Origin of the sequence: Nostoc sp. FACHB-892 (genome assembly GCF_014698795.1) — a bacterium.
GTDB lineage: Bacteria > Cyanobacteriota > Cyanobacteriia > Cyanobacteriales > Nostocaceae > Nostoc.
The window spans coordinates 1-19,250 of record NZ_JACJTR010000028.1 but is presented as its reverse complement, the minus strand read 5'-3'; the positions used below and the strand labels follow the sequence as shown (position 1 = coordinate 19,250).

Here is a 19,250-nt window from a genome sequence, read left to right as displayed (position 1 = left end):
GGTAGAACGCAGGATGCAGAAATTCTCCATATCTAATTTTGAGTCCTGCGTTTTGTACCTCAATTAAAAAGCAAACTGCTGTAAGTAACCCAACAAAATTAATTACATAACTGATTATTTACTAAGCAAGGATTTCAGACCAGATATTGTGTAATTAATTGCGTACAGCTAATTATTCTCCCGGCAATTCGATATTGCTTAGAGGCTAGTTTAAAATTCTTCTGCTTGGGAAAGCGGAAAGATTTCACCAGCCAAGTAAGCTTGAAAGTGTTTTTGGAAATACAGCCAAGAAGTCATGTCTTCCCCATCTATCAATTCTTTTGGGGCTTTTTTATATAGAGGAATACGGTTATTAATTTCGTCTTGCAGCAGTGAAGGCAATTCTGTTAAACCATTAACTTTGCTGCCAACAGCACTGTAGATCAGTTGACCGGGGCGATCGCCCATTTTCATCCAGGGAAGCCATTGACCAATCCTATCCCAACTCAGTTTGAGTTGAGAAACTGAGGAGAGGGCTGTGTTGAATAAATCTGCGGTTGGCACAGTTAATTTAAACAATTCCACTGCCTGATAAATTGGATTTGGGCTGTATTCGGCAAATTTTGGATCGTCTGCTAAGGGATTGGGGTAACAAGGAAATATATCAAAAACGAAGGTTGTGCTATCACCATCTACTTGTGCGGGGAAATTTCCCTTAAATTTCCCCTGCACTGGATTATTGGCAACGTGGATTACCGGAACTGTCTCGCCTGTCCAAGGATTTTCCCATTTGGACAAAACCTCATCTGTTTGTGGATTCAGGTAGTAAGTTAATTCTCTAGAAGTAAAATCCCAGCTATCCTCTGCTGTGGGAATACATCTGCTAACACTCAATCCCAGCATTTTAAACAGGAGTTGTTTTTTCTCACCGGGGATAAAAGCGTAAATTTTACCTTTCCAAATCAGGAAAGTGGATTCGCTAGGGTCGAGGGAAGAACGAGTTTTAACCCAGTGCTGCGCTTCAAGTTCTTGGATTTGGGCAACCATCTAAAGCATCCTTAGTATTTGGATAACAAAAGAATAAGCTAATCAGCATTCAAGTTGCATCTTTGTCATTGGTCATTAGTCATTGGTCATTGGTCATTGATCGATAAATAGTTCTTCTTCCCCTGCCTCCCCTGCTTCCCCTGCCTCCCCTGCTTCCCCTGCCTCCCCTGCCTTCCCAATCGCCAATCCCTTTAAATAATTAAACTGGTTTGGAAAATTGCTCATCCAGACGGCGAAACAAAAACACCCAAAGAGGTAGAGAACTATTAATTGCAATTAGTCGCACTAAATGACCAGTTGTGACAATTTCAACGTTATGATTCAATGTTAGAGAAACCAAGATCATTTCTGCTGATCCTCCTGGTGCTGTAACTAGCAGACAGGTTAACCAGTCCCAAGAAGTTAATTGCATGGCAAGTATAGCAGCGATCGCTCCCGCTATTAGGGTCATGCCCACAGACATTAAGGCATAGACGATAGTCCGCTTTCTAAAGTTGGGTTTGTCTCCCCAATACTCACCAATAGTAATTCCCAGAAGCATTTGACCCAATAAGTTAATTATTGGCGGCGGACTAAAGCTAATATCACCTACAAAAGGTAGCCAATGTAGCAAAGGATTGAACCCGATACCAATCAACAATGCACCAAAGAAATCGCCAGCCGGAATTTTAAGTAATATAGCTGGATAAACTACTAATCCAGTGATTAGCAGTACTAACAAGAGTAATTCTAGTTGAGATGGATCGAAATTGAGCCAAGCAGCGTTGATTGGAAGTGTTTGCGGATAGTAATTACCAGCTGATGTCCTAGCGATGAAGGGAATTAGAACAACTACAGAGGTGACGCGAATCGCCTGAACTAGGGCAACCAAACTCACATTTTTATTGTAATCGGCGGCGATCGCTGCCATAATTCCTACACCACCAGGAACTGTAGCTAGCATTGCTGTTAATAGGTTTATTTTGCTAAGGCGTGAGTAAATATAACCAATACAGCTTCCACTTAGCAGCAGAAACAAGGTAAGAAAAATAAATATGGGAATACCAGAAGCAATATTACCTAGATTACCGTGAGTATTTGAAGCGCCTACAGTTAAGCCTACAAGTGCCATTCCCACTTTTCTAGCAGTGCGGTTAGGTTGGGGGGAATATTGATAAAAAATTCGACACCCTTGAAGAACCACTGTACCAGCAGCAATCCCGCCAAATATCCAGGCAATCCTACCAATTTGGAACTTTGCCAGAAGTAAACCCAGAGGTAATGCTAGAAGCATTTCCAAAAGAAGGACAATTAATTGCTTCGCAAATAGCTGTTGTTTGGTAACAACAGGATTTTCATGAGTGTGTTCTTCCAGGCTGGAAGCAACACTTAGGCTTTGATTCATCTATACAAGCTTTTTTATTAATTTAACTTATGTACTCAAGCTAGTACACTGCGGCGTAAATAGAGCAACCATTGAAAATCTTTAAAGAGCTTATCCTATAATACTTTTGACTTTTGACTTTTGACTTCTGCCTTGCGGTACGAGGATAGGGGCACAATGATCATTGTGCCCCTACAAATAATTTATTTCCTTTGAATGATTCAGCCGTTTAATCTTCGTCAAGGGCTGGGAAAGCTTCTTCAAGCTGCCACAACCTATCTTTATTTTCAACAAACCAGATACGAGTTTCTGGAGTTAATTTACTCCAAATGGCTTCAACAGGGATGTGAGGAGATGCATATTGGTACTGCTGACCAAGTGATTTGAGATTGTCAGCCACATCACGGGGAATTCCGAATTGTTCCCAGTCAACTGTTATGTGTCTTCCCGAAACTCCTGCTGTGGGGTCGAAAATCAATTGTGCTGATCTGACTAAATCAGCAAAGTGTTTCGGTTTTAGTTTGGTGATCTCCTGAATTTGGAGTGATTCGTTATGCTCTTGAGACATTATCGCCGCAGTGGTAAAGATTAGTGGTGTTTGAACTTACTGCCAGAGATTTTTATCCCAATATTTTTACTTTAGCGCAGAGCGACTAACTTGAGCATAACTTAACCACACAAAGAGTTTGAGCAAATTGTTTAAGGTAAACAAACTTCTGGTACAGTGTACCAGTACTTTTTCAAACTAGTGCAAGATGGTTTGTAGTAAGCACTTTAGTGCTTAGAAAATAAGGAAGGACTAAAGTTCTTACTATGAAAGTCTCGATTTTAGTGACGAGTGTAGGAACGCTCAAAGTGAGTTTTGACTGTTTGAGCCATAGCGGACATGACAATTGCTGTTACAGAAAGCGATATTGCTGCAATTTTAATTTTAAAATCATCTGCAAGTATCGCTACAGCAGCTAGAGTGATCGCTACCCCTATACAGCTTTGTTTGACCGTATTTGTAACTTGATAAGCTCGATTGCAGGAACTACAAATAAGCGTATGTTGCGAGAATCGGTCTAACGTGATCAACTTTTGATCAGACTCGCTACTACCGACGTTTTTTGAGGTGGAATAACCTTGATAAAACGGCAAGGATGACCCAAATTTATCTAGCCACTTACGATACTCAACGACCAAAGTATCAGATGTTTTGAGTGGTAAATACACTTCTTTGAGATTTTGTCCCAAACGCTCAATTTGTGCCTTTTGTTCAACTACTAATTGCAAATCACCTTCTAAGATTTTGTTTCGTATCAAGATGTGATCTAACCAAGGAGGCATCAGCTTGATTTTTTTGGGAAACGAGTTACTATAATTTCTGATGAGAATCCGACATCTATTCTTACCTAGCGGAATTGAATATAAGGCTGTGCCTCCAAACTTACCTTGCTGTTCATTACCAAATTTGTAGAGAATCAAATTAGGAGCAATGAAGTCTAATGAAATCCAAGGCGTATTGGGTGTGCGTGTTCGCCTCCACCTTCCCTTAATTCCCTGAATATTGCTCTCAATGACTTCTAGTTCCAGCGCTTGGGCATCTTTTCGACTTCCCATGATGCCATCATGGCTGATTGGAACATGAGCTGGGTCAATAATGTTTTCAATAAAATAGCTTTGGTCGTAAGGTAGGTCACGTATATAATCTAAGTTGAAGCATTCCGGCTTGTCCCAATCTGGTAGAGATGGAATTAGCTCATCAATAGCCGTTTCGGCTTCTCCTGGCCACATCCAAATGATACCTTTAAGTTCCAAGACCTTAAAGGATGATACACAAGCATTTACCGGAATTTTAGCATTGGTTGGTAACTGGGGAATGTGCAGACATTGACCATTATTGCCAAACTGCCAACCGTGGTATGAGCATTCTATTTTACCGTCAATAATTTGTCCATCAGAAAGCCTAGCTGCACGGTGGGGACAACGATCTGTTAAACAGATAAGCTGTCCATTTTGGTCTTTAAACAAAACGAAGGGTTCATCGTATAACGAAAAGCTATGAGGACGATTTGTAGGCAGGTCTTGGAGAAAACAGACAGCATACCAAGATTGTCTCCAGTTAAATTTTTGCTTCTCCTCAAGTGTCTCAAAGGTAGAAGTTGGTGGTGTTGCCTGTAGTGTCTCTGTTTCTAATGACATAGTTTTTTCCAGGTTTCTATAATTTTAGACCTTTGGATTAGCAAATTTTTAGTCTTAGAGATAGAACATTTCTAGGGTGAAACTTCAAAAATTTAACAATAAGAAAGCAAACTGGGGTTTGAGTAAGTCAAAGTTCATTTTGCTTACGAAAAAAACCAAAATGAGAAAGCAAACTGGGGTTTGAATAAGTAAAAGCTGCTTTTGCTTGCGGAAAATACTGAAATGAGAAAGCAAACTGGGGTTTGAGAAAGCAAACACAGCTTTTGAGTAAGTCAAAGTTCATTTTGCTTGCGGAAAACACCAAAATGAGAAAGCAAACTGGGGTTTGAATAAGTAAAAGCTGCTTTTGCTTGCGGAAAACACCAAAATGAGAAAGCAAACTGGGGTTTGAGTAAGTAAAACCACATTTTGAGAAAGCAATTTAAGTATTTTGATAAATTAAACAGGTATTTTTATAAAGCAATGAGGCTTTTTGATAAAGTAATCGGCAAATATACTTAACGATTAAAAATCGCGCCTGCACAAATGGAGTCCTACTGGAAAATTGCTGTATGTCAGTTAATTTTCAATGATCGCGCGATTTACTCTATAACTTTCAATTTAGTGATTTGTTTATACAGGAATTACCTCAGCTACTCATCTTCGATCAGAACTGTAACAGCAGCGATCGCAATCAACATTTCATCATTTTTATCATTGAGTTCGGGAATTGCCCGCCCTTGAACTATCATTCCTCCAGATTCTACGGTGAGGGTTTTTCTACCAAATGGTAATACAGCTAGTACTTCTGCTTCTCTAACTTGCTCTGGGTATGGAACTGCTACCTGAACCTCTATAATCATTTCATTGGGGTGACTTAAACCTGCGACTTCCCAAACACCAGGTAAAGCATTGTGAGCGATCGCATTCCTTACTGCCCTAGCTGCTGCTACTGTAGGTTCTTGTCCATGCTGGTCTATTCCCATCCCCATCTCAATAATCAATCGTTTACGTACCATTGCTAGCTCCGGTATAATATTGCATCTTTCACCACAAAAGCAGCTATGCTGAAGGCAGGAGGCTCACTTGCAATACTAGCCATACATCCCCTGCCTCCTTCACACCATACGCTGCACGCGACTCAAACGCTCTGAGTAACTTTTCATCACCTTCAAGGCAAACATGGGAGTTTCCTGAACGGCAAAGAGAAACTTTTTTTCATCAAGGAAACCCAGTTTGGTATCCACCTTGGCGATAGCTGTGTAAGTTCTATTTTTTACTCCTACAAGTACTCCAACACCAAAAACTTCGCCCGTATCAATGGTTTCTACAATCTTGCCATTGACTAATATATCCACTGTTCCTTCCAGAATCCCGTACATGTGTTCACCAGGCTGTCCTTCTTCAAAGATGACTTCGCCTGCTGAAAATTCTTTAGGATCGGGTTGTTTTTGAAAGATACTGACTGTTACTACAGGACTTAGCATTAGAGCAACCCCAAAATTCTTGGTTTTTAGACGAAACTTTTAGATAGCTTTACGCGAACCCACAAAAGTATACTACTTTCTGTTGATTAACTCTCAATCTCCGCAAAATTTCTGATTAGTCTCCTAATTGCCTAGAAACTTCTAAGAAGTCCCTCTCGCCTGTTAAAGCTAGGGGTGTACGCACAAGTCGAATTACTACCAGTCCTTGAATTACCCCACCCTAACCCTCCCCTTTATAAGGGGAGGGAACTAGATTTCTTTTTTCCCCCTCTTTTTAAGGGGGATTAAGGGGGTAATTCGACTTGTGTGTACACCGTAGCCCGGTCAAAAAGGGAGAGACTTGAACTAAAATTCAAAGTAGGAGAGGTTTATCAAACTCACGTTCAAATAGGGAATTTTGGTTATCAGGTCATCTTCTATAATTGATAAAACCTGTACACCTAATTTTAGGCATGAGACTGTGACCGAATCAGGAAGTTACAAAGATACTGTAAACCTACCCAAGACTAACTTTGATATGCGGGCAAACGCTATCAAGCGTGAGCCTGAAATCCAAAAATTTTGGGAAGAAAATAAAATTTACGATCGCCTATTTGAAAATAACCCCGGCGAATTATTTATACTGCACGATGGGCCTCCCTACGCTAATGGCTCACTCCATATTGGTCATGCCTTAAATAAAATTCTCAAAGATATTATTAATCGCTACCAAATCTTAAAAGGGCGTAAAGTTCGCTACGTTCCTGGCTGGGATTGTCACGGTTTGCCAATTGAGTTGAAAGTTTTGCAGAACATGAAGTCAGCAGAACGGCAAAACTTAACATCTTTACAACTGCGGCAGAAAGCGGAAGAATTTGCCCTAGCTACGGTAGATAATCAGCGCCAAAATTTTAAACGTTACGGTATTTGGGGTGATTGGGATAACCCTTATCTAACTCTAAAGCCGACTTATGAAGCGGCTCAAATTGGCGTGTTTGGTCAGATGTTCTTAAAAGGCTACATCTATCGCGGTTTGAAGCCGGTTCACTGGAGTCCAAGTTCTAAAACTGCTTTGGCTGAAGCTGAGTTGGAATATCCTGAAGGTCACGTTTCCCGCAGTATCTATGCAGCTTTTGCAATCACAAGTTTGGCGGAAGCTGTAAAACCACTGTTGGCTGAATATCAGCCTGATTTGGGTGTGGCTATCTGGACAACTACACCTTGGACAATTCCGGGGAATTTGGCGGTGGCGGTAAATGCAGATTTGAACTATGCAGTAGTGGAAGTTCCCCACTCAGAGGCGCAAAGTAATTTCAAATATCTCATTGTTGCTGCTGATTTAGTCGAACGTTTATCTTCAACCTTGGGAGTTGAGTTAACTGTCAAAGCCACCTTTAAGGGGAATGACTTAGAACATACTACTTACCGTCATCCTTTATTTGACCGCGAAAGCCCGATTGTTGTGGGCGGTGATTACATCACAACTGAGTCGGGTACTGGATTAGTACATACTGCACCCGGTCATGGTCAAGAAGACTACATTGTTGGTCAGCGTTACGGTTTACCTATCCTTGCACCAGTGGATGACAATGGCAATTTTACCCAAGAGGCGGGAGAATTTGCGGGGTTGAATGTGCTGGGTGATGGGAATCAAGCGGTAATTGATGCACTGGCTGCGGCTGGTTCTTTGTTGAAAGAAGAACCATATCCCCATAAATATCCTTATGATTGGCGGACGAAGAAACCAACGATTTTCCGCGCCACTGAACAATGGTTTGCTTCTGTGGAAGGATTTAGAGAAGAAGCACTAAAGGCGATCGCCACGGTAAAATGGATTCCAGCCCAAGGTGAAAATCGCATCACGCCAATGGTGGCGGAACGTTCCGATTGGTGCATCTCTCGTCAGCGCAGTTGGGGTGTACCCATTCCCGTTTTCTACGACGAAGCTACGGGAGAACCACTGCTAAACGAGGAAGTTATCAACCACGCTCAAGCAATTATCGCTGAAAAAGGTTCTGATGCTTGGTGGGAATTACCCGTTGAAGAATTATTACCAGAATCCTATCGTAATAATGGACGGTCTTACCGCAGAGGTACAGACACAATGGATGTATGGTTTGATTCTGGCTCATCTTGGGCATCTGTAGTCCAACAGCGTCCAGAGTTACACTACCCTGCTGATATATATTTGGAAGGTTCCGACCAACATCGCGGTTGGTTTCAATCAAGCTTGCTCACCAGTGTAGCTGTGAATGATATTCCACCTTACAAAACTGTGCTAACTCACGGCTTCGCTTTAGACGAACAAGGCCGAAAGATGAGTAAGTCAGAAGGAAATGTGATTGACCCGAATACAATCATTGAAGGTGGTAAAAATCAAAAAGTAGAACCGGCTTATGGCGCAGATGTCTTGAGATTGTGGGTATCATCGGTAGATTACTCCGGCGATGTCCGCATTGGTAAAAACATCATCAAGCAAATGAATGATGTTAGAGGCAAAATTCGCAATACGGCGCGGTTCTTGCTCGGTAGCTTGGATGATTTTGACCCGGAAAAAGATACAGTTCCCTTCGAGGAATTGCCAGAACTTGACCGTTATATGCTACACCGCATCAGCGAAGTGTTTGAGGAAGTAACCGAAGCTTTTGAGAGTTTCCAATTCTTCCGCTTTTTCCAAACTGTGCAGAATTTCTGCGTGGTGGATTTATCCAACTTTTATTTAGATGTGGCCAAAGATAGGTTATACATCAGTGCAAAGGATGCTTTCCGTCGTCGCAGTTGTCAAACAGTGCTGAAGATAGCTTTAGATAATTTAGCACGAGCGATCGCACCAGTGTTATGCCACACCGCCGAAGATATCTGGCAATATCTCCCCTACAAAACACCTTACAAATCGGTGTTTGAGGCTGGTTGGGTGCAGGTTGAGGAAAAATGGCGTAATCCTGAATTAGCAGAATTTTGGGAAGCGCTGCGACAACTCCGCACCGACGTTAATAAGGTGTTAGAACAAGCCAGGATTGAAAAAATGATTGGTTCTTCCTTGGAAGCCAAAGCTTTGATTCATATACCTCACAAACAGTTAGGCGATGCTATCAAAGCCTTTAACCCTGTTAAGGGTAACGGTATTGACGAACTGCGATATCTATTGCTGACTTCCCAAGTGGAATTATTAGATTCTGCTCAAGGGTTGCAAGGATTAGAATATACAGCGCAGACGGAAGACTGGGGAATTGGGGTAGTCAAAGCAGACGGGGAAAAATGCGATCGCTGTTGGAATTATTCTACTCGTGTGGGAGAATCAGCAGAACATCCCTTAATTTGCGAACGGTGTGTTGCAGCTTTAGCCGGAGAGTTTTAGTAAATATACGTGAGTTTAACGAACCTCTACCTGCCTTGAATTAAAGTTCAAGCCTATCCCTCTCCGACTCGGAGAGGGATAGTTTTGCATAGTAAAACTTCTTGGTGATCTTTTCATTCAGCTAAAAATCAGCTTGCCGTCACCGCCTGAAATATATATTTTGCGTACTACACATTATGGTTATTTTGTACAGTGCGTAATTTCTATGGATAATATACTTTTGAGCGAAAAAATAAGTGTTTTTACTGAAGATTCATAAGTATTCTCACTGTATTCTTTTTAAGTGTAGAGACGGATTATAAAATTATTAATAAAACATTAAGGTATGGATTAATACGTAAAATCCAGACTAAAACATCCATTAACTCAATCAAAATTTAAGAAATACAGAGATATGTCAAGTAAAGTTGTGAAAGAGTTGGCAGATTTTTTGGTGCAAATAGAACAGCGATCGCAGTTTCATGCAGGCTATCCATATAATTTAAATTGTGATTACAGCTTGATAGCCAAATTTTTCAATCATTTATTAAATAATGCTGGAGATCCATATATGGAGCCAGATTTTGGTCTTCATTCTCGTAAGTTTGAGCAAGAAGTCTTATCTTTTTTTGCTCACCTTTATAAAATTCCAGAAGATCAGTTTTGGGGTTATGTTACTGCTGGCGGAACTGAAGGTAATTTATATGGAATGTTTTTAGCAAGAGAAATTTACCCTAATGGGATTCTTTACTCATCACAAGACTCTCATTACTCCATACCCAAAGCAGCCAAATTATTCCGCATCCAGCATAATGCTGTTAATTCGCAAATTAATGGAGAGATTAATTATGAGCATTTTGAACAATTAATTAGCGAAAATCGAAGTTATCCAGCAATTATAAATTTAAATATTGGGACTACTGTTAAAGGTGCAATTGATAACTTAGACAAAGTTATAGCAATTTTAGAGCGTAATCAAATTAAAGATTATTACATCCATTGTGATGCTGCCCTGTCAGGATTAATATTACCATTTTTAGATGGTGCTCCGCAAGTTAGCTTTGAAAAATCTATAGATAGTATAGCTATTTCTGGTAAATTTATTGGTTCTCCATTACCTTGTGGTGTGGTTTTAACTAAAAAGAAATGGGTAGAAAAAGTTGAAACAGAAATTGAATATATTGGTTCAAAAGATACAACAATTCTCGGGTCTAGAAACGGTCACGCCCCCTTAATTCTCTGGTATGCAGTACAAACAAGAGGTTATGATGGATTAGCTAGAGAGGCAAAGACTTGTATTAATAATGCCCAATATCTTTTCCAACAACTTCAAATCAGAGAATATCCATGTATGTTAAATAGTTTTTCCAATACCGTCGTGTTTCAGAAACCTTCTCAAAGGTTAATTAAAAAGTGGCAGTTAGCAGTTTATGAAGATTGGGCACATATTATAGTCATGCAGAATATTAATCGGAAGAAAATTGATATTTTTATCAATGAACTTTTGCAAGAAGAAGGGGTAGTGAATAACGCAGAGAATTCTCAGCTACAGCCAGTACTACACTAATGTAGACTATCAAGTGATTTTAATCGCCCGATTTTACAACGTGTTTCTCTAAAAAAAATTTGATTCCAAGATTTTATTGTTTTAAAAAGTTTTTGTAACACAAGTTAGCAGCAAGTAGTATTTCTACTTGTTCACTATCCATAGGTGGTAAGAAAAAATACCCTTGTCCATAATCACATTGTAACGCCTTTAGTTGTGCTAATTGCTCTACAGTTTCTATGCCTTCTGCTGTTACAGACATATTTAAATTATGAGCTAATGTCACAATAGCTCGAATAATTTCTAAATTTTCCCCTCGACTACCTATATTGCTGACAAAAGAACGGTCAATCTTAAGGGTTTTTATTGGTAGGCGATGTAGATAACTCAAAGATGAATAGCCAGTACCAAAATCATCCATGTGCAACTCCACATTTAGCGCTGTTAACTGGGAAAGCACGGTGGTAGCTAATTCAAAATTATCCATCAAAAAGGTTTCAGTAATCTCCAATTTCAAACTGCGTGGCTTCAGTCCAGTTTCTTGCAAAATATATTTAACTTGTTTAAACACATCAGGTTCAGTGATTTGTTTTCCAGAAAAATTAACGCTAATTGTCAGGGGTAGTGAGCTAGGAAATTGTTTATGCCATTTGTGCATTTGGTGGCAGGCTTCATGAAGCACCCATTGCCCAATACTAAGAATCATTCCAGTTTCTTCGGCCAGGGGAATAAAATCCTGAGGGGCAATAAGCCCTTGGTTTGGATGATACCAACGTATCAGAGCCTCAAATCCAATAATTTTGCCAGTTATCAGTGAAATAATTGGCTGGTAATAAAGACGAAATTCTTCTTGCTTAAGCAGCGCATTTCGCAGAGAAGTTTCTAACTCCAAGAGCAAAGATGCACTCTCATGCATTTTTTGGTCAAAAACCTCATAGCGGGCTTTCCCAAGTGATTTGGCACAGTACATTGCCACATCGGCATCGCGTAGAATCTGCGCTGCTTGTTCATAATCTGTTTTACTTAAAGCAATGCCAATACTAGCATTAGTAAATACTCTATGCTCATTTAGTTGAAATGGTAAAGCTAGCATTTTTCTAATTCGCTCGGCTAGCTGTATGGCGGTGCTAATATCCTCAATTTCCTCAATTAAGATTGTGAACTCGTCCCCGCCAAAACGGGCAACTATGTCTCCGACTCGCAGAACTGATTTGAGTCGATGAGAAATTTCAATTAAAAGTTGGTTTCCTAGTAGATGTCCAAGGCTATCATTAACAACTTTAAAGCGGTCTAAGTCTAAGAAGAGTACGGCAAATAAATATTTATTTTGCTGTTTAGTACGTTCTATTGCTTGCTGCACTCGCTCCAGAAAGAATCGTTGATTAGGTAATCCGGTTAGCCCGTCATGAAGACTATTGTGTAATAGTTGCTCTTGTGCTTGTTGACGCTTGATAATATCTTTTTCAAGTTGTTGATTCACTCTAATAAGTTCAATGGTGCGTTCTAAAACCATCTGCTCAAGATGATGGCGATACTGAACTAACTCTTTTTCTACTAACTTCCGCTTAGTGATGTCACGAACAATAACAACATACTCTCGTAGCTGAGAATTGAATGGCTGTGAGATAGTCGATTCAACAATTCGTAAACCTTGATTTATTTTTAATGTTTGCTCACTTCTAATAGACCACTGTTCCGGTTTGCCGCGATAGCATATTAATATTTGATTCAATTTTTGCCCAACCAATTGCTGAATATTCGTTTGAAATAACTCTTCAGCAGCGGCATTTGTCTGACATATATTACCGTTTTCATCTAAAACTAAAACAGTATCTGGAACGGTATCGAGAGTAGTAATAAATAGGCTTTTTGCTTGTTTACGTGCATCATCAATAGCAACAATTTGTGGTAGAGTTGTCCAGCAAGCGATCGCAACTCCTGTAAAAGAGAGCGTTACTAATAAAATAGCTAGCAAAGAATTATGAGTATTATTAGAATTTATGTCTAATAAATTACGGATAATCCAAGTGCTTGTGGCAATAACACAAATTAATGATACTAAGACAATTACCTGTAGTACCACAAAATCTTGGTTGTTTCTACTAAACTTAGCCAAGTAATGCTGTGTCCACCATTTTGGGTCTAATGACGCTAATTTAAAGCGACGTAGCGCTACATCTCCTAGCATCAAAACAATGGGTAATAATAAACCTACTAAAAAATCCCTCCAATTCCAAGCTAAACCTCCTACTATTAGAACTACTGCTTCTACACAGAAAAAACCAAGTGACCACCAAGGCCATAGTACTTGCGGTTTCCCTCGACACAGCCATAGCCCCAGATGTAGTCCCATAATGGACAGAAGATAACAGGTGCCTGCTACCGTGACAAGTTGAGGTATATTTCCAAAATTGAGACAAAGCAAACTTAGTAGAAAGGTAACTAAGATAGCTGGCCCAAGGACACCGTGGCGAGAAACTAATGCAAATGCAGGAGAAAGTTGACCGTCTAAAGCAAGTTGGTATAATATCCGAGGAGAGTTGGAAACTGCCGTAGCAGCACTTAAAAGGCAGGATATAGTAATAATAAGTGTTACTATAAAAGAGGCAGATTCACCCCAAAAAGGTTTAGAAGCCTCTACCAAATTTAAGAACGCATCGTCTATTGTTGGATTTGGAGCCGAACACATTAATACCCAAGAACCACCTAAAAACACCGCAGGAATTAGCCAAGCAGCTACGGTTAAGAAGCTCAAAGTTTTATATGGGTGGCGGCTATCAGCAACAAAAGAAGAAGTGGTTTCACAAGCATAAATTGAATAGCTAGCCAAAAAAAACCACTTTGCCCATTCTTCAAAGCTCAGGCTATGTGTGCTAGTTGGGATAAATTGAAAACTAGTGGCTGAGAAGGCTAACCATATTACGCCTTGAACACAAAACAGAAGTAGTAATAAAATAGCTGGGAAGACAAAAAATAAATGCAGGAGTGCTAAAGCACGGGTGCCACTGAAAGCCAAAATAAAAGGAATTGCTGTAAAAATAACTTTCAAAAAAGCTTCTGGACAAGAAATATTTAATGTTTCAAGATTGACTTTAATTAGGTTTGTAAGAATAATCGCATAGAGTGCCGGTGCTGCTGCCCAGCTAAAAAAGTATCCTAAGGCTACGTAACGGCCCAAGCCAGGAAAGTTTTTTAGTAGCCTTGTGGTATAGTTTGGTGTTCCTCCGGCGACATCTGGCCAATGTCTACCTAGACTTTGTATCTGCAAGTTAAGTAAAAAGGAAGCGATCGTGCCAAACAACCAAACTAAGATAGCTTTAGGGCCTAAGGCTGCATGAATAATAGGGGCAGTACCAATCCATCCAACATGACCCGTTAAGCCGAAGCCCCAGGTTTCAAGATAACTCAGAGTTCGTGGTAGGCGTATTACCAAGTGCTGATTTGTCTCTGTCTGTACAGAATTGTTAGTAATCATTGTTTCTTAGCGAAATTTACTTACTTTTTCACTCAATAGCTGAATATCGCCTTACATAGCTTCAGTGTAAATACTGGACTTGTCAGAAAATTTACTTAATTTTTACTAATTTTTATTTTTGCACACAATAAATAGCAACCCTAATTGATTGGGGAAAATTAAAATGTTAAAATTTTTGACTTCAAGAAATCGGAAATCTTGTTATTTACGAACGGTTTAAGCTGTTACGCATTTAACTTGAACATTTACATGAAGGCTGATGACTGATGACTGATAACCGTTAACTGTTGACGGTTAACGGCCGTAAAGAGTGTTTATACAATTTAACGTGAGTTCGACAAGTCTTATTTGATATCTCCCCCAACTCCTCTTTGTGTCGGAGAGGGGAGCAAAAAGCTGAATTTTTCGTTGCTCCTCCCTTTCCGAAACGGAAAGGGAAACTGGGAGGGAGAGGTTTATCGAACTCACGTAACTTTAATGCTTATTACCTAATCTCCTTCCCTTGTTATACCATTTCACTTTAATAATGATACAAATACGCTGGTAAGGGCATGGCAATGCCATGCCCCTACGAGAAATCTATATGTATCAGGATTTTTGTGAATTAGTATTAGGAAGGGGATTAGGTATTTATTTAACTCAACACAGAAGACCTATAGCTTTTGCAACAACTCCTGAGTTAACTGAAAGAACGCTTTTGAACCAGCTGATTGGGGAGCATTTAAGACAGCTGGCATAAAACTATCAACAGCTTTAGCAACATTGACATCAACTGGTATTTGTACCTTACAAATTTTCTCTACACCGAAATCTTCAACAACGCGGTGCATCACCTGTTTATAGTATCTGCCAGTCAGAAGGTTAGCGCTAGACATACTGAATACAATTCCCAGCATTTTTATATCTATTTTGGTTTCATGCCCGTGGCTGTCTTTTAATTGAGCAATCCGTCTTTCTAGCAGTTGAATACCTACTACAGATAAGGGTTCTGGTTTAGCAGGAAGTATGTAAAAATCACTGGCAGCTAAAGCGCTACGAGTCAATAGATTATATCCAGGCGCACAATCTAAAAGGATAAAATCATATTCTTGACGTACAGGTTTTAAAATATTGTTGATCAGGACTCTTTCAAAGCGATTCCAAATTGTTTCGAAGTCCTGTTCACCTAAAGCAGTTGCTTGCTGATGCAGCATTTCTGAAACAACAAATTCATCATATAAATCAATATCCCCTGGTAATAAATCCAGACCAGGAAGATTACAAACCTGGGATTGAATGATGTCCTGAATTGTGAGTTTTGCTTGTGGCTCTGGATTAATAACTTCGTCTATTAGATACCTAAATGTCTTACTTTGTTTCCGACGCTTGGCAAAATCTAAAGGCGACATCAAACTGAGTGTAGCGCTAATTTGGCTGTCTAAATCAAGGACAAGCACCCGCTTGCCATGATTTTTAGCTAAACAGGTAGCTAAATTGACGGTGAGGGTGGTTTTACCAACGCCACCTTTCATATTTGCAGTAGCAATTATATATCCCATTGGTTGAGTCCTCTGTTGACGCGTTTCCATCTAGGTAGCGTACACCTCTATCAATCTATTAAATCTTCCATTAAATTTAATATTTTCGGAAACTCGAAAGGTCAGATTGCCTCAATTGTAGGCGTTGAGGTAGGTGACACGATTTAATCTCAGCCATCATACCGTTTTTTGATGAAATGAGTTGGTAAAATTGCTGTCACTTTGGTTGAAAGCTAGATACCATTAGATTCGGCGTGTTTACTGTTCGGGAGTGCCAAAATGTCTAAACAGCTGGGTCAAAAAATCGCACCTACACCCATATCAAATGATATTAGTGTGGTGGATTTGATTGATCAATACTTCACCGCTTACAACTCAGCGCGGTTGCGAGAAATCTGCCAATTACTGAGTCGTGATGTGCTAACGGAAGGTGTCACGGTGGGAGTTAGCCTTTCCGGTGCGATGACACCAGCAGGATTCGGGGTTTCAGCGCTTGCACCTTTAATTCGCAACGGTTTTATTGACTGGATGATTAGCACTGGTGCAAATCTTTACCACGATATGCACTACGGTTTAGGTTTTGAACTCTTTGCTGGTAATCCGTTTTTGGATGATGTGAAACTGCGCCAAGAAGGCACTATTCGCATTTATGACATTATCTTTGGTTACGATGTGCTGCTAGAAACTGATGCGTTCATCCGCAAGATTCTGCAAGGAGAGGCGTTTCAAAAGCGAATGGGAACTGCTGAGTTTCACCATTTACTGGGTAAGTATGTTCGGGAAGTAGAAAAGCAGTTGGGTGTGCAGAATTCCTGCTTGCTTGCTACAGCTTATGAGTATGGCGTGCCTATATATACGTCTTCTCCAGGAGACAGCTCAATTGGGATGAACGTGGCGGCTTTGGCTCTGGAAGGTTCGCAGCTGGTGATAGATCCATCAATTGACGTAAATGAAACGGCTGCGATCGCATATAATGCCCGTGAATCAGGAGGTAAAAGTGCGGCTGTAATTCTCGGTGGCGGTAGTCCTAAGAACTTTTTGCTACAGACTCAACCGCAACTTCACGAAGTATTGGGATTAGAAGAACGAGGACACGATTACTTTATACAGTTTACCGATGCGCGTCCAGATACAGGCGGTTTGTCTGGAGCAACCCCATCGGAAGCCGTTAGCTGGGGTAAGATTGACCCGGAAGAGTTACCTAACACTATTGTTTGTTATACCGATAGTACGATCGCTCTACCATTGGTGACAGCATACGTTTTGAACAAGTGCCAGTCTCGTCCCCTGAAGCGTGTATATGACAAGCGAGAAGCTATTTTGGATAAACTGCAAAAAGACTATTTAGCAGCCAAAACCCAACCATCTGATCAGGTTCGAGCAGCAGTGGCTGACAGTGCCCAAAAGCAAACAGCGACTTATCCCTGTGGGCGGTTGATTCCGAATACGTAGGGAGTAGGGAGTAGGGGAGGCAGGGGGAGCAGGGGGAGAAGGGGAAGAAAAACTATTGATTCTTGAACCCAATGCCTCCTGCCCTTCATTCCTTGTGTCTAATCAGCAAATAGGTGGTCATTTTCCCTTTGCCTTGAACTTCAATTTCGCCCCGCTTTTCAAATACAAATTCATTACACAAAAACTTATAAGTATCTTCTGTAACTTGGATTTTACCAGCAATACCTTGATATTCTATGCAGTGAGCAATGTTTACGGTGTCTCCCCAGAGATTATACGTAATTTCTTTGGATTCAATTACTCTTGTAGCTACGGAACCAGTATGGATGCCGATACGGATGCTAAAGTTTTGGTTATTCTCAGTATTAAATAGAGCGATCGCAGTTTGCATCTGGAGTGCCATTTGAGCGATCGCTTGAGCATGATCTGGACGGTGTGTGGGCAAACCACCAATTACCATATAAACATCGTCAATGCTTTTGATTCTCTCTAAACCATATTGTTCGGTGAGGCGATCAAAAGTTGAGAAAATCGATTTGAGTAAGTTTAACAGTTGAATTGCACTTATAGAAGCAGCAATTTCGCTAAAGCCGACAATATCTGCAAATAAAACTGTGACATGAGTAACCTCTTCGGCAATGTTAGTTGCTGCTTCTTTCAAAGGTTTGGAGATTACTGCTGGCAAAATATTCAGCAATAAACGTTCGGTTTCTTCCTGCTGATGGCGCAGCGCTTCTGCTGCTGCTATTTGCTGGGTGAGATTGCGAAAAATGCCGCGAGTTGCAACTGGATGACCTTCGACAAATTTACAGTTAATATTACCTTCTAAAAAGATTGTTTGACCATCTTTAGTAACAAATGCGGCTTTTACTTGTCCGATCTTTTCTCCTGACAGCACACGGTAAAATCTTTGTAAACACTCTTGTTTAAAGTCTGGATGGATAATATCAAAAACATTCATATTTACAATTTCAGCTTCGCTATATCCCAAAGCTTCTTGCCATGCACGATTGACATACAAAAAACGACCATAGGAATTGACACATTGAATCAGGTCATTAGCATTTTCAAATAAATCTCGATATCGTTCTTCACTTTCCACAAGAGCATCTTCTGCTTGTTTGCGTTTGATAAACTGGGCGATTTGACTACCAATAGAACCCATCATTTGCAATAGTTCTTTATCCTTTGGTTGTACATCCCGGCTAAAGAAAACCATCAATCCTAAAATTTCACTATCGTCTAAGATGGGGAAGCCAAAAGCTGCGTGCAATCCCGCTTCAGCAGCAGGTTGCGATCGCCGAGTGTCTCCATCTTCTGTGATATCTTGAATCCACAAGGGCAAACGTCTGATCCAAATTTGACCAGGTAAGCCAACACCGGGTGTATAGGTAGTTTGCCAGGTAATTGCTTTAAACTTCCGAGCTGAAATTATTCGACTTGACCAAATTTCTACACACCTTAGTACTGCATTGAGGCTATTTACCTGTACGGAAGTACCAATGTATTGACTTGGTGTCCAAAGCTCACCTAAATCCCATCCCAAGTTTTGGCAAATCGACTGCAAAATTTGCGGAATTACCTGTTTTACATTTTGGGATTCTGATAATATACGAGTGATAGCATACTGAGCACTTGTAAGCTGTTCCCGGCGCTGCCTTGCAGTAATATCGCGGCCAATGTAGACAATATCTTCTAATCCTTTTCTTTTTTTCGGAATTACTGAACAAGAAAAAGCAATCAACCGCTTTTCCCTAGTCTTTGTTCGACAAACTAACGTATCCGCTCAATAAATCGGGGTAGTGCAAAAAATAAAAAGTAGATAGATGCACATAGCGCCGTAGAATATATCACATGGCGCAAAAGCAATCTCCAGAAAAACAAGTAGAGGCATTATTGCAAACC

12 protein-coding genes are annotated in these 19,250 nt (G+C 40.3%); 3 read left to right on the top strand and 9 right to left on the bottom strand.

Annotated elements, in window-relative coordinates; all coding sequences use genetic code 11:
* Window positions 1-210 precede the first annotated feature (210 nt).
* The 6 genes from H6G96_RS27395 to H6G96_RS27370 form a co-directional block, all read right to left on the bottom strand.
* Window positions 211-1,026, bottom strand: coding sequence for a DUF1838 domain-containing protein (locus H6G96_RS27395; RefSeq protein WP_190915414.1), 816 nt, complete (start codon window positions 1,024-1,026; stop codon window positions 211-213).
* Between the two features lie 199 nt (window positions 1,027-1,225).
* Complete coding sequence (locus H6G96_RS27390; protein ID WP_190915412.1) at window positions 1,226-2,410, bottom strand: AbrB family transcriptional regulator; 1,185 nt, start codon at window positions 2,408-2,410, stop codon at window positions 1,226-1,228.
* Window positions 2,411-2,618: 208 nt separating this feature from the next.
* The gene (locus H6G96_RS27385; RefSeq protein WP_190915409.1) at window positions 2,619-2,957 is read right to left on the bottom strand and encodes a hypothetical protein; all 339 of its coding nucleotides are present in this window, start codon (window positions 2,955-2,957) and stop codon (window positions 2,619-2,621) included.
* 260 nt (window positions 2,958-3,217) lie between these two features.
* Window positions 3,218-4,573 carry a Rieske 2Fe-2S domain-containing protein gene (locus H6G96_RS27380; protein ID WP_190915407.1) on the bottom strand — a complete coding sequence of 452 codons (1,356 nt, stop codon included), beginning with the start codon at window positions 4,571-4,573 and terminating at the stop codon, window positions 3,218-3,220.
* A gap of 632 nt (window positions 4,574-5,205) precedes the next feature.
* On the bottom strand, window positions 5,206-5,571 hold the full coding sequence (locus H6G96_RS27375; protein ID WP_190915405.1) for a Lin0512 family protein: 366 nt from the start codon (window positions 5,569-5,571) through the stop codon (window positions 5,206-5,208).
* 99 nt (window positions 5,572-5,670) lie between these two features.
* The gene (locus tag H6G96_RS27370; protein ID WP_190915403.1) at window positions 5,671-6,039 is read right to left on the bottom strand and encodes a Crp/Fnr family transcriptional regulator; all 369 of its coding nucleotides are present in this window, start codon (window positions 6,037-6,039) and stop codon (window positions 5,671-5,673) included.
* Between the two features lie 460 nt (window positions 6,040-6,499).
* Here H6G96_RS27370 and ileS point away from each other — a divergent pair, with 460 nt between their 5' ends.
* Together ileS and H6G96_RS27360 are read left to right on the top strand one after the other, a co-directional pair.
* Window positions 6,500-9,376 carry an isoleucine--tRNA ligase gene (gene ileS, locus H6G96_RS27365; protein WP_190915401.1) on the top strand — a complete coding sequence of 959 codons (2,877 nt, stop codon included), beginning with the start codon at window positions 6,500-6,502 and terminating at the stop codon, window positions 9,374-9,376.
* A 394-nt stretch (window positions 9,377-9,770) separates the two neighbouring features.
* A complete protein-coding gene (locus H6G96_RS27360) occupies window positions 9,771-10,922 on the top strand; it encodes a histidine decarboxylase (RefSeq protein ID WP_190915399.1) in 1,152 nt (383 codons plus the stop codon).
* A 73-nt stretch (window positions 10,923-10,995) separates the two neighbouring features.
* Here the strand turns inward: H6G96_RS27360 and H6G96_RS27355 are convergent, their stop codons facing one another.
* Entirely contained in the window at window positions 10,996-14,376 is a 3,381-nt protein-coding gene (locus tag H6G96_RS27355) for an amino acid permease (protein WP_190915397.1), read from the bottom strand.
* Window positions 14,377-15,029: 653 nt separating this feature from the next.
* A complete protein-coding gene (locus tag H6G96_RS27350; protein WP_190915395.1) occupies window positions 15,030-15,914 on the bottom strand; it encodes a ParA family protein in 885 nt (294 codons plus the stop codon).
* 258 nt (window positions 15,915-16,172) lie between these two features.
* Between H6G96_RS27350 and speY the strand changes: the two genes are divergently transcribed.
* Entirely contained in the window at window positions 16,173-17,345 is a 1,173-nt protein-coding gene (gene speY, locus H6G96_RS27345) for a deoxyhypusine synthase (RefSeq protein WP_190915393.1), read from the top strand.
* An 85-nt stretch (window positions 17,346-17,430) separates the two neighbouring features.
* Here the strand turns inward: speY and H6G96_RS27340 are convergent, their stop codons facing one another.
* Entirely contained in the window at window positions 17,431-19,089 is a 1,659-nt protein-coding gene (locus H6G96_RS27340; protein WP_347242284.1) for an adenylate/guanylate cyclase domain-containing protein, read from the bottom strand.
* Between the last annotated feature and the right edge of the window lie 161 nt (window positions 19,090-19,250).